Annotated in this window: 9 protein-coding genes and 1 pseudogene; 3 read left to right on the plus strand and 7 right to left on the minus strand. The window is 45.0% G+C overall.

From position 1 onward, the window contains the following. Positions 1 to 527: 527 nt before the first annotated feature. Positions 528 to 2,060 (minus strand): DUF3360 family protein, encoded by a 1,533-nt coding sequence (locus SSED_RS08840; protein ID WP_012142056.1) that lies wholly within the window; start codon positions 2,058 to 2,060, stop codon positions 528 to 530. 930 nt (positions 2,061 to 2,990) lie between these two features. Here SSED_RS08840 and focA point away from each other — a divergent pair. After that, a complete protein-coding gene (gene focA, locus SSED_RS08845) occupies positions 2,991 to 4,466 on the plus strand; it encodes a formate transporter FocA (protein WP_012142057.1) in 1,476 nt (491 codons plus the stop codon). Positions 4,467 to 4,534: 68 nt separating this feature from the next. On the opposite strand, the pseudogene SSED_RS24960 reads toward focA, so the two are convergent. From SSED_RS24960 to SSED_RS25070, 3 genes and pseudogenes are all read right to left on the minus strand, one after another. Then, a pseudogene (locus tag SSED_RS24960) lies at positions 4,535 to 4,657 on the minus strand (LysR family transcriptional regulator); the annotation flags it as partial. 88 nt (positions 4,658 to 4,745) lie between these two features. Next, positions 4,746 to 5,657, minus strand: a complete 912-nt coding sequence (locus SSED_RS08850) for a LysR family transcriptional regulator (RefSeq protein ID WP_012142059.1) — start codon at positions 5,655 to 5,657, stop codon at positions 4,746 to 4,748. 409 nt (positions 5,658 to 6,066) lie between these two features. Next, positions 6,067 to 6,189, minus strand: a complete 123-nt coding sequence (locus tag SSED_RS25070) for a hypothetical protein (RefSeq protein ID WP_263053386.1) — start codon at positions 6,187 to 6,189, stop codon at positions 6,067 to 6,069. 20 nt (positions 6,190 to 6,209) lie between these two features. Between SSED_RS25070 and panF the strand changes: the two genes are divergently transcribed. Together panF and yfcC are read left to right on the plus strand one after the other, a co-directional pair. Further along, a complete protein-coding gene (panF, locus tag SSED_RS08860; RefSeq protein WP_012142061.1) occupies positions 6,210 to 7,661 on the plus strand; it encodes a sodium/pantothenate symporter in 1,452 nt (483 codons plus the stop codon). Between the two features lie 178 nt (positions 7,662 to 7,839). Further along, entirely contained in the window at positions 7,840 to 9,381 is a 1,542-nt protein-coding gene (gene yfcC, locus SSED_RS08865; RefSeq protein ID WP_012142062.1) for a putative basic amino acid antiporter YfcC, read from the plus strand. Positions 9,382 to 10,044: 663 nt separating this feature from the next. Here yfcC and SSED_RS08870 read toward each other — a convergent pair. The 3 genes from SSED_RS08870 to SSED_RS08880 form a co-directional block, all read right to left on the minus strand. Further along, positions 10,045 to 12,726: a TonB-dependent receptor gene (locus tag SSED_RS08870; RefSeq protein WP_012142063.1), complete on the minus strand. Its 2,682-nt coding sequence runs from the start codon at positions 12,724 to 12,726 to the stop codon at positions 10,045 to 10,047. Between the two features lie 573 nt (positions 12,727 to 13,299). Beyond that, positions 13,300 to 14,268 (minus strand): TDT family transporter, encoded by a 969-nt coding sequence (locus SSED_RS08875; protein ID WP_012142064.1) that lies wholly within the window; start codon positions 14,266 to 14,268, stop codon positions 13,300 to 13,302. Between the two features lie 116 nt (positions 14,269 to 14,384). Beyond that, positions 14,385 to 15,458, minus strand: coding sequence for a methyltransferase (locus tag SSED_RS08880; protein WP_012142065.1), 1,074 nt, complete (start codon positions 15,456 to 15,458; stop codon positions 14,385 to 14,387). Positions 15,459 to 15,826: the final 368 nt, after the last annotated feature.

Consider the following 15,826-nt stretch of genomic DNA (forward strand, 5'->3'; position numbering starts at 1 on the left):
CCAATAGCTAAGTCTTAAAAAAGCTCCCCTCATGGTGTCGCCCTGATGATGGGAACTGTTTTCCGAAGTTTTAGTTTCGGAAGAATCTGATTGTTTGATAACCGATAATATGACGCTCGTCATTTATGATAATTTCGGCTATCAGATAATTGGTAAGACCAATTAACCAGGCTAATATTAACATACGCAAACATTCGCCGCATCTTAAATAGGCCGAGTTTTGGTCAGTTAATTCAAAAAGTGTTAGCTAGCCAACAGTTTTCACTCAAATTAGTGTTTGCATACAGAGTTAATGTCAGTTATTAAGCTGATCACATAGCAAATCAATCATTCCGACTCGCCTGAAAATTCGATTTCTGACTTTTGTCTGTTCGAATCTGAGAGTGAATTGGTAAAAAGTTGGCTATTTTATGTATGGCTATGTAACGAACATTTATTGTCGTTATCATTAAAATTGATATTAAGTATAGAAGAGAAGGGCGAGGAATGAAGCAATTCATCCTCGCCCGAAGCAGTTCCCAAAAGTGTTATAGGAAAGCTGGTATTCCTTTAATCATACCTACCGCAAGCATCGCGATAAGACAGATAGTGAAGGCAAGACCCGGGATGATTAAGCGGTCGGCTATCGAGAGGGTTTTGGCTCTCTCTTTATCACCAATCAGACCGTTATTGTCCAGTAACATGGTTAATGCCCAAGCCAATACCGGGTTGGCAACAAATGCGGCAAAGATACAGATACCAGCCGCTTGGCTGTTTTGAGTGTCTTTTACCATCTGCATACCTGCTTCAAGCAGTGGCAAGAAAACACCAACCAGAAGGGCGATAGACATAACAGGGCGCCATACCGTGACATCCATTGGATAACCTAGTACAGCAACGATAATACACAATAAACCGAGTAAGATAGCGCCAGCCGGAATCGGACGTTTAGCAATCGCAGCCGGGATCATGTAAGTACCCCATGAAGAGGTGATGTTACCGCCACCTACCGCTGTACCGACAATTTGACGTAGTGAACAAGTTGTCATTGTGTCATCGACATCCATCAATACTTTGTCAGTGCCCTTAGGATAGTTAAGCTCTTGGAAAATTCGATGTCCAAGGAAATCCGGAGACCACATGGCCACGGCCAGAATGGCAAATGGCAGTGATGCAATAAAGTGAGCCATATTAGGCAAACCTAGTTGCCAGCCTTGTTCGGTCGAACCCCACCAGTAAACCGGGTTAAGGTTAGGGATACCAGGCTCGGTGACAAATTGTAGATCCAGTCCAGCTCCCAGGCCGAATGCAAGCGCAATAGCGGCAATCGAACATAAAGGAATTGCCAACCAACGTTTACCTACTTTTGCAAGATAAGCATAAAGAATGACATTAACGAGTAAAATGAAGAATGCGACATAACCCAGGCTGTAATCGAGTGCATGTTTAGATTGCAAACCTCCGGCCCAGTCAAATAGAGAGGTTATCTGACTCTTGGCACCCATAAAGCCCAAGAAGACCAGCAAACCGCCTGCTACCCCGCTACTGGTGAGGTTCACCAGTCGGGAACCACCTTTAACGTAACTGAGCAGGAGTCCAAAGATACCCAGCAAAATGGCTAAAGCCAGCGGATGAGCTCCGGCGAGTGCGATAGCACCGATAAGTGGGATCATCGGGCCATGGTTACCGGCAAGGTTGGCTCTGGGGTTGATAAACCCCGAACTGATGATGCAGAACAGTAATGCAGGGATAAGCATTTCTACTCGTACAACCTGAATCGCAAATTCTGCGCCCAGATTGATGTGATCCCATTTTTCCGTAAGACCGGAAGCCCAGGCAGCCATCACAGCTGAATACATAACGGTAATGCCGATGGTGCCGGCAATAGCTGGTACCAGATCTTCCCATTCAAAACGGAAATCTCGTCCCGGAAGGTTTAATCCCCAACGCTTGGGTTTCATGATCTTTAGTTCGTGGTCCAGATACTCTTCACGAGTTTCAAACTCGGAGGCTGGGCGATGAAGCTCTTTATAGGTCTGATTTGAGGCTTCTGTTTCTTCGTTTTTCACTGTTTCTGACATAGTTTCTCATTCTCCGAGAAGAACATAGTGATTCATCTGATGTGATGACAACTTTGAGTGATCCTTGAGAGTGAACTTAAGCAGTCCGATTAAGTGTAGTTGACTTATCGACATAGTTAACTCATCTGCAATGTCAGATAAACACGAATGTCTTCGAATTTATCATCCATACAGCTATAGTCCCTTACAAACTTGTTAAATTGGTAAGACCAATTTACCTCATGGATTTTAACACACCTGTTCTGGCTCATCATTAAGTATCAATAATCTTGAATCAGTCGATTAGGCTAATTGGGAGCCACTTAACAACTTATATAGTGATCGCTAAATAATCATCGCATAGGCATGCATATTGCTTATTGCGGGTTCACATTGGACAGAAGTTTGTGAAGTCTATGGTTTTTGGTGTCTTTACCTGCGCTTGATCGCTATGCAAGCTTGAAGTGTGAGGGTGAGCGCTCTGGAGCGGCCTTAAGTTGCGATCATGCTCACAACTCTATGGTTTTTTCGGCTGGATATTTCATTAAATTTCAGTATTTCAGCGGGTTACTGCTTGCTCATCTTTTCCATCAAAACAACTTATAACCCAGCAATTGAGCTTGTTTCAGGTGATATCCTAGCTTGAAGGCGAGGGACCGTTTGGCTTGCTTACAAAAATGGCTGCCAAACCACCGTTAAATCCTGGCAGGTAAAAGGCTTTTATTACAATTGGTTGCGACTATTCCTCTCATGGTTGGAACTTTAACAAATTGAAACATCTGAACTCACCCATCAATGTACTTGATAGTGTTTATCACAATTATCAAATTTTATTTATTCTCTGTTCACGTTAACGTTTTAGCCCTACATAGCAGGTTAAAGAATTAACAGGAGAGATCTATGCCGGTTAGGAAGTACCACTCACGAATATTTACACGGGCAGGTGTGTAAATGACGTCTCAACAGAAAGTAAGCGCGATCCCTCTTGTTACACCAAATGGTGTCGAGAGCAAGAAGCCAATGCTATCTCTCTACCAACAGGCAGAGACTTACGGCCAGTCAAAAGTGGTCAAGGCGGTCTGGCAGTCGTTTGGACTTGCAGCTTTTGCGGGTGCTTTTATCGCTTTAGCCTTTGTTTTTTATATCACAGTGACTACTGGCAGCAGCACCAGTCCTTGGGGAATGGTCCGTCTGGTAGGTGGTTTGGCGTTTAGTCTGGGCTTAATGCTTGTGGTGATCTGTGGTGGTGAGCTGTTTACCAGCACCGTACTAAGTAGTGTTGCCTGGGCGCAGAAGCAAGTGTCTACCCGAGAGTTGCTTAAATGTTGGCTGAGAGTCTATCTGGGGAACCTCTTGGGCGCCTTGTTGATGCTGACACTCATCATGGCAGCACGTATGTATGAACTCGATGGAGGCCGTTGGGGCTTGAATGCGTTGAACATAGCGCAACATAAATTACACCACGGATGGTTCCAGGCTTTTGTGCTGGGAGTGCTTTGTAACATGTTGGTTTGTCTTGGAGTTTGGATGACATTTGCCAGTCGTGATGCTCTGACGAAAGCCATACTCCTCATGTTACCCGTGGCGATGTTTGTCAGCAGTGGTTTCGAACATAGTATTGCCAACTTGTTTATGGTGCCGCTTGGGATCTCGATTCAACATTTAGCATCCCCTGAGTTCTTCACTTCCTTAGGGGTTACGGCTGCACAATATTCTGATTTAACGCTCGAACATTTTATTTTTAACAATCTTATTCCCGTGACATTAGGAAACATTGTCGGGGGAGGGGCGTTTGTCGGGTTAGGTTATTGGTTGATTGAACATGCCGCTAAACCTGAGCAACAGCCTCTTGCTAAATGCTTTACACAACTTACTAGCCCTACACATCTATATTCCGTTTCTAGTTCTGGAGAACAGCCAAAAATGCCAAAAACAATTCAAAAACTACGTGTACAAGATCTGATGGATCCTAAACCTATGACGATCTCACCTGAGCTATCTGTTTATGCGGGTTTAAAGCAGCTTACAGATGAAAATAGTCGCAATGCGGCGGTATTAGACGACAAGCAGCGCCTGCTTGGGTTTGTGTCGCAGCAGGATCTGCTTCGCCGTCTATGGTCTGAAGAGTTTGCCAGAGGCGTGTCTGATAAGGTTAGTGACCTGATGCAGACGGAAGTGTTAACGGTATCGCCTCAGGATTCGGTATCAGAGTTAATTGAGTTGATGGTGGTCGACCGCAGTAAACTTTTCCCTGTTAATGACAGCGGTATTTTAATGGGTAGTACCTACAAGAGTTATGAAGAGCGCCTGCGTTTTGCCTCTGCGAGCAAGCCAAGTGTGTTCCCGGTAGTAGACAAGGGGGTGCTTTGCGGTGTTATTACACGTGAAGCGATTGCACAGAAGGTGTGTGATATCTATAAGATGTAATGAACTGAAGTTATAAACTGCTATCTCTGGAACAAGGGCTGCCTGATTGATATCGGCAGCCCTTTTTCTTAGTTTTGATTTCTAATCTGACGGCTGCGGCTCAAGCGCCGCGCTTCGGTGATAAGGCAATCACGTAGCGGGTTCTCGCCTGAATCATTGCGCCAGACGAAGGAGAGGTGGCGTTGCATATTTCATCGTGATGTCGATAGATAAATAATTCGTCATTCGTGCATGTACTTCAACATATAAAATGCGTATGGCACAAAATTATCGGCTGTTTTACCCCTGATTTCTGATTTGTCGACTACGGCTCAAGCGACGCGCCTCGGTAATAAGGCAATCACGTAGAGGATTCTCGCCTGAATCATTGCGCCAGACGAAGGAGAGGTGACGCTGCATATTTAATTGAGGCGTCGAAAGAATAACTAACTCGCCGTTCGCCACATCTTTTTCTACATCGAGGAAGGGGAGGCTGCTCAGATATAATCCGTTTTTAACCAGAGACTTCAATAGAGGTACATGCTCATACTCCTTCCATACATTGAGCTTTTCGATGACACCATGAATGGCGCCCTCAAATATTCGTCGTGTACCGGCGCCTTGTTCGCGTAATACCCATTTTGCCTGTTCTAGTTGAGACAGACTCGTGCTTTCATAATTGGCATAAGGGTGGTGAGGCGATGCGATAATGACGAGATGATCATCTACCCACTGCTCCTGATGCAGACGGCTGTCATCATTACGGCCCTCGATGATCCCTAGATCGAATTCATAATTTAACAGGCCTTCGACGACATTTTCGGTATTTTCTACCGTTAAATCTATTCGAAGTTCCGGGAAATCCGTATCAATTCTACTGATGAGCTCGGGTAAAAGGTGCTCTGCTGCCGTTTGACTCGAACATAATCGGAATCGACCGCTTATAAGGTGTTGTTCGTGAAGGCCTAATTCGATTTGTTGTGCATCCTGAAGCAAACGCCTCGCCTTAGGGCGCAGCCAGTTTCCCCAGTGGCTCAATGTCAGTCGGTTTCCCTGGCGGATAAAAAGTGGTCGACCGAGCAAATTTTCCAGCTGCCCCAGAGACATACTCACAGCAGACTGTGTCATTGAAAGTTTTCTTGCAGCAGCACTAACGCTCTCTAGGCTAGCTACGGCATCAAAAACGCTGATTTGCTTGAGTGAATACTTCATCTGCGGACTTGGCTTCCCTATATGAAATTTATGAAAAATGAAACTATCAATAAAATTGATATTGTTGAGTTTTGATTTTAGAGCCTGTTTCATCTCTTCACAAGTAAACTCGATATCGGAAATGCAGAAGTTAGAGAGGGTTCACTCTTTTTAGACTTGCGAGTGTCTAATCGAGGCTGAAGCTTAAATTTATCTTAATTTTTCTGTAGGTTATCGAAAAAATGGAACGTCAAATTTTCGATATACCGAGGGGATGCGACTATCAAAATTCTGGATAGGGAAGCTCCTCTCAAATATGATGAATAAGACTGGCCTGAGTATCCTGTTTTGACTAGAATCGTCAATCTGTTTTATTTCCTGTTTTCATTATGCTTTCACTTTCCAAAACGGCGTTAAACTTAACCTTTATCTACTTCTGTTTATGGTGCGCTGGCCCGCTGTTTTTCGATGCTAGTGCGCTATGGTATGGCGTGCCTGTTTGGTTCTGGCTGTCTTGCATCGGTGCACCATTGACGCTGATTGCTCTGCTCATAAACCTCGTAGGCAGAATTGATGATTAATCTATTGCCGGTATTTATCTACCTTATCTTGAGCCTCATCGTCACTCGTTGGTGGAGCGCTGCAGGTGCTAAAGCCTCTGGCTCGCTATATCAGGACAGAGCGAAACGATTTTTTATCGGAGGCCAGTTTCTCAATGGCCCCATGTTGGCGCTAACCTTAGTCGCCACTTATACCAGTGCCAGCTCATTTATCGGAGGTCCGGGAGCCGCCTATAAGATGGGGTTAGGCTGGGTATGGTTAGCCCTTATTCAGGTTCCGGTGGCGATACTGACCTTAGGCGTGCTTGGCCCCAAGTTTTTAAGCCAGCGAAAAAAGCAGCATTCGACGTTAATTGAATGGCTCGATGACCGTTATCAGAATCGCTGGTTAAGTTGGCTGGCCATAACTAGCCTGGTTGTAGGCTTCGTGGCAATGATCTCGGTGCAGTTTATCGGCGGAGCCAGAATGTTCTCCGGGGTCAGTGGTATTAGTTATGAGCTAGGATTGGGATTATTTGTTATCACCGTACTGGCTTATACCTTGACGGGAGGTTTCAGGGCTGTGGTCATCACAGATGCACTTCAGGGTATGGTCATGTTGCTTGGTTTAATCGTGTTGTTGGCGGTTGTATTAAGTCAGGGCTCTTTACCTGAGTTGATGGGTGAGGTCAGTAAACAGTCCCCTGAGATGCTGAGCCCTCACGGTGTAAATGAGTATCTGGGTTGGCCCATGATGTTGTCATTTTGGATACTTATCTGTTTCGGTACCATGGGCTTACCCCATACATTGGTGCGTTTGTTGGCGGTAAAGGATAAGGCTTCACTCAAGAGAGGCATGGTGTGGGGGACGATAATCTGTTTTCTGATGACGTTTATTCCTCATGTGTGTGGCGTATTGGGTAGGGCGCTTTATCCCGATTTAGCCGTGTCCGATGAGATCATGCCAACATTGATTTCGGGCTTAATGAATCCGTTCTGGGCAAGTCTGCTACTGGCCGCTCCCATCGCTGCAGTTATGTCTTCTGTCGACTCTATGTTACTCCAGTCCGCAGTGAGTATAGTGAGGGATGGAGCTGTCAGGATAAGTCCAGAAATAAGGCCCGCTAAACAAGTTCAGCTCACGCGCGTCGCTATGTTGATTATCACGGCCATTGCCACCTACTGGGCAATCGAGCCGCCACAGATGATAGTCTGGATTAATCTGGCTGCATTCGGCGCGTTGCAGGCGGTTTTTCTCTGGCCAATTATTGCCGGCGTTTTTTTCAAAGAGTTAAAAGGTCATAGCGCACTCTTGTCTATGGTTTCGGGTTTAATCAGTTACTTAGCTTTGCAGTTTAATCCTCAGTCTATGTGGGGGGTTCATCCTATTGTCCCGGCTCTGTCACTATCCCTTGCAGTCATGTTGCTGTCACACTTTTCAACAATGATGATTCGCCGTAAGCTAAGTGCTGAAACTGTAAGCTAGTACTCTTTTCACTCCGCCCCTTGTACGTAGGTATACGGGGGCATCCTCACTATTCACTATTCCGATGCAGGGGCCTTATCGGCGTCCGATGGACCAGGTAAATTGCTCGCTTTAGGCTGTGAACCCACACAGAATTAGTTTATATTTGCGGCCACATAATAATAACAATGGGCTCACCATGGACACATCTGCTTCAAGATCTCCTCACGATAACTCTCTAACCAACGCAAGTCGTTGGCAGATGCCGGATACACTGGTCATTATCTTTTTTGTGGCACTGGCTGCTGCACTGCTCACCTATATCGTACCGACAGGATCGTTTCAAACCCAGGATGTCAGCTATATCGCAGATGGCGTAGAGAAAAGCCGTAGTGTTATCGACCCAAGCTCATTCTCATATGCGTTAAATGAAGCGGGCGAGCCTAAGCTGGCACCGGTTGCCTTGTTTGAAGGCGGAGGAGGAACGGGGTTCTTTAACTTTGCCTTCGAGGGGTTAGTGTCCGGGTCGAAGTGGGGCAGCGCCATCGGCGTTATCATGTTTATGTTGGTGATAGGAGGCTCCTTCGGCGTTGTGATGGCAACAGGCACCATAGATAACGGTATCTTGAAGCTTATCGATAAGACCCGCGGCAATGAGATGCTGTTTATTCCGGTGATATTTATTCTCTTCTCTCTCGGTGGCGCCGTTTTTGGTATGGGAGAGGAGGCTATCGCATTTGCTATCATCATCTGTCCTTTGATGATACGGCTCGGGTACGATGGTATCACCACGGTGATGGTCACCTATGTCGCCACTCAGGTAGGGTTTGCAAGCTCCTGGATGAACCCTTTCAGTGTCGCCATCGCTCAGGGGATCGCCGGTGTGCCGGTACTTTCTGGCTCAGGAATGAGAGTCATAATGTGGGCTGGATTTACCCTGATGGGGCTGATTTTCACCATGCGTTATGCCAACAGGATCAGACTTACTCCCGAACGTTCCTATAGTTATCACAGCGATGCCTTTTTTCGGGAAAACCAGAGTAAAGCCAGTTTAGATAGCCGCTTTAACTTGGGGGACTTTTTAGTACTATTCACCATAGTCGCTACCGTTGCTTGGGTGATCTGGGGCGTCGTAGCTCAAGCCTGGTTTATTCCTGAAATTGCCAGTCAGTTTTTTACCATGGGTATTGTGATCGGCGTAATAGGTGTCTTGTTTAAACTCAATGGTTTGACGGTTAATCAGGTGGCGGTCAGCTTTAAACAGGGCGCTGCGACTATGCTTGAGCCGGCTGTTCTGGTCGGCTGTGCGTCGGGAATATTGATCCTGCTCGGAGGCGGCGGCCCGAGTGAAAACAGTGTGCTTAATACGATTTTAAACAGTGCCGGTAATGTTATCGGTTATCTGCCAGATGCGCTGTCGGCCTGGTTTATGTTGCTGTTTCAGGCGGTGTTTAACTTCTTCGTTACTTCGGGCTCGGGCCAGGCGGCCTTGACCATGCCCTTGATGGCGCCTCTTGCCGATATCGTCGGCGTGACAAGACAGGTCGCCGTGTTGGCATTTCAACTGGGCGATGGCTTTACTAATGTGCTCGTGCCGACATCGGCGTCTCTTATGGCCACCTTAGGTGTATGCCGGGTCGATTGGGGTGATTGGCTTAAGTTTATCTGGCGCTTCATGTTAGCACTGTTTGTCGTTTCCAGTGTGGTCGTTGTGGGCGCACACTATCTCGGTTTTAGTTAATTAGAACATCGAACAGTGGGGCAATGACTATGATCATGTCTTCAAGTTCATCTTGAGGTTGATGATAGCCCTGTTTGTCGTTTCAAGTGTGGTCGCTGTGGGAGCCCACTATATGGGGTTTAGTTAATTAAGCCTGACAGCTCTAAGTTTCAATATATCTAAAAAAACGGCATCTTGCGATGCCGTTTTTTATGAATGAACGTTGCTAGTCTTCAGTCAAATTATCTTCCAAACTAGTACTTTATCAGTCATAGCCAATAGGTTTAAGAAAGTGAACTAATCTAATGTTATCTATTAATTCAAGGTGGTTCAAAGAACGAATGATGACTCCTGCAGAGTTTATTCTGCGCAGAAGGAAGCTTCTAGCAATACGCCTGAGAGGCGAGTTTTAGCGCTATGGGCTAAACATTAACTACGGCCCTCATTCATCGCGAACGGCATCAGTATTAAACACATTAGAGTTTAAGGGTTATAACGAACGTATGAGGCAGTTTCTGGGGGTGAGTTTAAACATATAGTCGTTGGTAATGTTAATACTGATCAGGTTGTGACAGAGTATGTGAGCCGATATTCGTAACGGTTTAATAACATAAAAAACGGCATCAAATGATGCCGTTTTTAATACAAGTGAATACTTGCTATAAAGCTAGTTTAATCTATTGATTAGAACTTAACTTCACCTTCTAAGAACCACTCACGACCACGTGCGTTATATACTGAACGCTGGTAGTGAGGCCAGCTAGTTGCAGTTGGATCAAAGTTTGGACCAGCGTCAAACAGGTTAACAACACCAGCTTTTACTTTTATATCATCAGTGATGCTATAACCAGCAGTCAGGTTCCACTTAGTCTGTGAAGCAACTTCATGTGCACTTTCGTCAAAGTCATCACCCGCAGACTCTTTGAATGACTTGTACTGCATACCGTGCATGCGAGCTGTATGGTACGCGCCAAGTGTTGTTTCGAAGTCTTCGATGAAGTAACCAAGGACTAAGTTCGCACGGTACTGAGGTAGACCGCCATTATCGATATCATCTTCTACAGGATCCGTTGGCGCTAGTTGGCCTTCAGACAATAGAATGTAGGTACCATTGAAGTTCAGTTTTAGCTCACCAAACTCGTTAAGATCCCAAGCGTAACCGGCAGTCATGTCGATACCACGAACTTTTTGGAATGCAAGGTTTTGTGCAACCGCGTCAACATGAGTAATGGTGCCATCATCATCACGAGTGATCATGTCTTCATATTGTTCATATTCACGTGCTGCTTTGCTGGCGCTAATATCGCTAACCATATCGTCAAGCTTCCACTCCCAAAGGTCGAATGAAGCATTGAGTGAATCACCGCCCCATACCGCACCTATGTTTGCAGTGTAACCAGTTTCTGCTTCAAGTTCTTTGTTAGCACCAGTAGTCGTGTCGATATGTAGTTCATTACATATCTCGTTGATCCTTGGATCTGGATGAGTTTGAGCAGGTGTGCCGCCCATGGCCAGACACTGCTTGAAGTCAATTACTGTAGTGAAACCATTGGTCGAATCGCCATACACACGGTGCATATCTGGTGCACGGAATACAGAACTGATAGAACCACGAACAAGTAGCTCATCCATTGGACGATATTCAATAGCGATTTGAGGTGATAAATTACCACCAAAATCACTGTAGTTATCATAACGAACTGCCGCATCGATAGTCAGCACGTCAAGTACTGGAATGCTTAGTTCTGCGTAACTTGCCCAGTAAGAGCGATCACCTGCACCTGAAGAACCACCGGTAGTCAAGATGTTACCTTTGGCAGATTCAGAATCTGACTCAGTTTCGTAATCTTGCTCTGTGTATTCTGCACCAAATGAGAACAGTGCGTCCCCTTCAGGCATTTCAAATGCAGTACCTGTGATGTTTGCCTGTACGTTTTTCTGAGTTGACTGAGCTCGCTCGAAAGGTGTGTAAGAAGCAGCCTCTACATCTTCAGCATTCATGTTCTTAAGCAGTGAGTTGCCATTTTCACCATCTGTGATGTAGTCAAACATACCAGCTATAGTCGCGTATCCACCACGGAAAACGTCGACGTTAGTACGGCCATAGTTAACTGAGGCGTCCCAATCATATTCATCAAATACAACACCTTGAAGACCGGCTGTGAAGAAGTAGTTACGGGTTTTTGTTTCACCCATACGGTTGCCAAACTCATGTAGACGGCGGACGTAGTAGTAATCGCCATCTTCAGCATTGGCAAAGTCACCACCTAGCGCGGTTGCTTTATTGTTGAATGTCTTGCTGAGATCACCTGCACTAACGGTAACGTTGTCACCGGCGACATTGATGTCATAGTCGTTGATTGCCATAGGCTCGATGCGGGTAGTCGATTTTGCTTCTGCAAAATCAAGACGACCAACAAAGGTCACGTCATCGGCAAGCTCATAGTTGAAATTTGTTGAGCTGATGAAACGTGTGCTTTCAGGCTCAAGGTCACGCCACTGTGAACGATCGAAACCACAGATGCTGCGAGCTGCATCCCAGAACCAACCGCCTGCAGTACACTCTTCAGGAGTCAGAGCTTTAGCACCACTGCCACCTGCGATACGTGCACCGTATGAACTGTACTGTGAGTATTCGCTGTAAGGAACTTTATCGGTATGAAGGCCGAAGTTTTCACGATCAGTTGCTTTTAACTGTTCGTTAGTTGTAAATTCGATGAAAGTTGAAACGTTACCACGATCAGATGATGAACCTAGAGATAGTGCAACACGATCACTTCCTCCGCCACCTTCAAATGTATCACCATGGCGATATTTAAGTGCAACACCTTCGAAATCTTTCTTTAGGATGATGTTAATTACACCACCGACAGCATCGGCACCATAAATTGCAGAACCACCTGATTGAAGGATCTCGATACGCTGAACGGCTTCCATTGGAAGGTTTGCTGTATCGACGAAGTTATCAGTACCGCCTGCAGGCTTAGGGTACTGGTTTAAACGCTTACCATCGATAAGTGTTAGTGTGCGGTTAGCGCCAGCGCCACGTAGACTGATAGATGATGCTGCAGGTGTGAAACCATGAACTGACTGGGTTGTCATCGCACTTGTAGTAGAGGTTAGACTCTCTAGTGCATCTTGAATATTGGTGAAGCCTTGCTTCGCCATATCATCAGCGCTCATTACGGTAACAGGCGTCGCTGTTTCCATATCGGTACGCTTAATACGAGAACCTGTAACTTGAATACGTTCTACTGATTCATCATCACTTGCGGCATAGACTGCTGGTGCACTTAATGCGGCAGTTGCTGCCCCAGTAATTAATGCAAAACGTACAGCTTTAGCCAATTTAGAATTAGGCAACATTTTGTTTTCTCCCTGACACTTATCATCTGTTTATAATTATTAGATGTTCAATTGTTTATTTTTATTTAGTAATTCCTTTAATAGTCTTTACACATGTTAATAACTATTAAGGAATATTACTAAGGGACAGATATAAGCACACAAAACTAACATCTGCAATAAAAGAGATACAGATCAAATTATTACCGCAAGGAACACGCTCGTAACAATTTGATCCGTAAGCATTAACATTTGAGCGGGTTAACAAATGGTTAATCAATGGCTTACACTGTTTTTGAGGTTTGGATTGGAATGTTTAAACAAATTCCAACATCTTTACATTGATTTGCCTATGAAAATCTTGTTGCTTAAATGTATTATCTTAACAACTGCGTTAACAAATAAATTTAAAAAAAATGTCTCGGTGAAACAAATTCACGATATTTGTGAATAAGGTCGGGTTTTGCGTGGCAGAAAGCAAATGATTTTGTTGGTTGATATATAAGCATTTAAATCTTCATGTGCAGTTTTATAGGATAGTTAATCGACTTACTTGTTACGGAGTTATTTCCTTCATGTGTCATTTAAAGTGGGTTAAGCCGTTAGCGTCATAGGTCTATAATGTGACAAGTAGCGGTATACGACATACAAGACTACAGCCGTTGATATAAATAACTCTCCCTTTGCGGCTTGTTCGATTAAATCTGTTAACTGACTCTCACCGAAGCTTTGAATTAACCAGTGACCCGCTTTAATCAAGGCTGTTGCGCCAATGACCATAGGGAAGGTAAAGGCTGCATATCCTGGAGAGAAAGGGAGTCTCATCAGGTGAAAGAAGGCCAGGTAAATGACACTGGTCATCAACACCGCAATACTCAGTAACAGTGCAACGATAACGATTGATGGATTACTGTTAATAGTTAAGTAGCCGGCTAAAGATAAACTGGCAGGCGCCGCCATGATAGCTATAGTCGGTTTGGCAGCGTCGCTGATTGGTGCACAAAATATGAGTCTGTATAACATGACCGGCAACATGATGAGGTAGCAGGCCATACCGAAGTTGAGCGTTGCGCTCGCGATCCATTCATATTGACTCCCGGGAAAACTAACGGCAGCGACTATGATACCGATAGGTGGCACAAACCAGCTTGGTACCATGTGTTCCAGCTTGAAGTCGATAGCCCGGTAGAAGATGAACATGCCTAAAAACAGGATATGGACCATGATAGCGAACAACCACAGATAACGTCCCTGTGCTGGCAAGTATTGTCCTAAAGCATTAGATACAACCATGAGCCCCATGGCAAACGTTGGGATCACACTGCCCACTACGGGATGAGATAGATCTTCTTTTAATATCTTTGGGTGAATAACAAATTTTACGACCAGAGAGATGAGTAGTACCGCTGCGACAACGGCGCCTATGATCTGTCCGCGACCATCCATATTGGGTAGCATACTGTCCCATGCCCAGCCGAGACTGGCGATAGCCAGAGCCAGACCAGCCATAGGTGTTGGTAGGCGAGATACGTGATTTGAGAGTTTGGTTATAGTGGCTTTCATCCCTATTCCCCTTAAAGTGAGTTTATGCACTTATGTTAAGGGGATAAGATGATTAAGAAAATTTGAGTCTGTTTAATCTCGTCATAAGTTTTATTTAACCAAGCTTCTTAGGCGAACTAAGGTTTTAATTTACAGCGCAGCAGAGTGTGGCCCAGACCTATGTCATCGATATCTTCATCTACAAATAGGCCTGCCTGTGAGATAAGGCTTAGCATATCTTTGGAGTGATACATTCGGCTATTTCCATTCGCCATAGCTGTAAAGTAGATGGAAGTTGCATTGACACAAAATGCGCCGGCTTCGAAGGGCTGACGATCCCAGTAGGTTTCCAGGATGCAGAGTTCACTATTGGCAGTCATGCTTTGAGCCGTACGCTTGAGGATACTCAAGATCTGAGCTTTAGAGAAGCAGTCTAAGAACTGGCTCATCCAATAGAGATCGCCGGAATCGCAGAATGCCTGCTCTTCATCGAGCAAGTCACATTGGTATCCCTCGACTCTGTCTCCTACACCTTTCTCCTCGGCATTTTTGAGGGCGACTTTTAGTTGACCGGGGAGGTCCATAATCGTTACGTAAACATCCGGGTCGTAGTTTGTACAGGCTAATGCCCACTTACCGGTATTACCGCCGACATCGACAATATGTTTAGGTTGGCTCTTAAAAATTAGCGGTAATAGCTGGCCAAAAGCATGATCTGAATAGTAGTGATCAAACTCAAACCAACTCTTTTTAACCTGCTCCGGTAGTTCGCTTAATGTCGGATAGATGGTTTCCCAATCACCGAATACCTTGAGTCCATTAGGCTTACCTTCCTTCAATGAAGACTCGAGTTCAAATAGCCCTTCATAACAGACATCATGGACGAAGTTTAAGTTGACCTTTGCCATATCATCTTGAAGCAGAAAATGACCAATCTTATCTAATATAAAATGAGTGTCATTTTGCCAGATTAATCTCATGCTCAGCCCCATATCCAATAGCACGCTGCAGGCGTATTCAGATAGCTGACTTCTCTCTACTATAGCCTCGAGTGAGCAGCCCTCTTCACCTGCCTCATCGATGTGAGCGAGTATTCCAAATTTAAGTAAGCAGCGGGTAACTTGAAAGCTGATTGGAGCGAAGGCAATCTTTTGTGCTTCAAACTTCGCATCGAAGGCGGTGACATCTAACGGGGACTGGTAAAAAGACATAATTATTTTTAGCTCATTCTCGGTAGTAAGTAGCGGTTTTCTTGGTTTGAACTAAGCGCTTTCAAAATGAAAGGTTTATTGCTGAGTTGGCATTTATTTGTACTATTTCTCCGACGGTACTGACAGCTCAACAGAGGAAAATTAGCTGCAGAGGCTGGTTAAACTCACCATCGTCGGGAAGTAGCCATAAGATAGCATGATGAAATAAAATAGTAGCTAGATTTGTATTGAAACCGGGGGGATTTTTCGAACTTGTGAACCCCTTAGGGTATTTCACCGACGGTCTCCATTCCTAAGGGGCAAGGGGTAATGGGCAACGGTTTTCGAATATCGGTTATAAAAGTAGGAACTTTCATTTCCAAAGATGA

The sequence above is a fragment of the Shewanella sediminis HAW-EB3 genome (genome assembly GCF_000018025.1).
GTDB classification, from domain to species: domain Bacteria; phylum Pseudomonadota; class Gammaproteobacteria; order Enterobacterales; family Shewanellaceae; genus Shewanella; species Shewanella sediminis.

What these genes read in the sequence shown, in the direction of transcription:
- focA (WP_012142057.1), top strand. Translation starts at nt 2,991, where the DNA reads ATGACGTCTCAACAGAAAGTAAGCGCGATCCCTCTTGTTACACCAAAT.
- SSED_RS08840 (WP_012142056.1), bottom strand. Translation starts at nt 2,060, where the DNA reads ATGTCAGAAACAGTGAAAAACGAAGAAACAGAAGCCTCAAATCAGACC.
- yfcC (WP_012142062.1), top strand. Translation starts at nt 7,840, where the DNA reads ATGGACACATCTGCTTCAAGATCTCCTCACGATAACTCTCTAACCAAC.
- SSED_RS08850 (WP_012142059.1), bottom strand. Translation starts at nt 5,657, where the DNA reads ATGAAGTATTCACTCAAGCAAATCAGCGTTTTTGATGCCGTAGCTAGC.
- SSED_RS25070 (WP_263053386.1), bottom strand. Translation starts at nt 6,189, where the DNA reads ATGAGCAGAGCAATCAGCGTCAATGGTGCACCGATGCAAGACAGCCAG.
- SSED_RS08875 (WP_012142064.1), bottom strand. Translation starts at nt 14,268, where the DNA reads ATGAAAGCCACTATAACCAAACTCTCAAATCACGTATCTCGCCTACCA.
- SSED_RS08880 (WP_012142065.1), bottom strand. Translation starts at nt 15,458, where the DNA reads ATGTCTTTTTACCAGTCCCCGTTAGATGTCACCGCCTTCGATGCGAAG.
- SSED_RS08870 (WP_012142063.1), bottom strand. Translation starts at nt 12,726, where the DNA reads ATGTTGCCTAATTCTAAATTGGCTAAAGCTGTACGTTTTGCATTAATT.
- panF (WP_012142061.1), top strand. Translation starts at nt 6,210, where the DNA reads ATGATTAATCTATTGCCGGTATTTATCTACCTTATCTTGAGCCTCATC.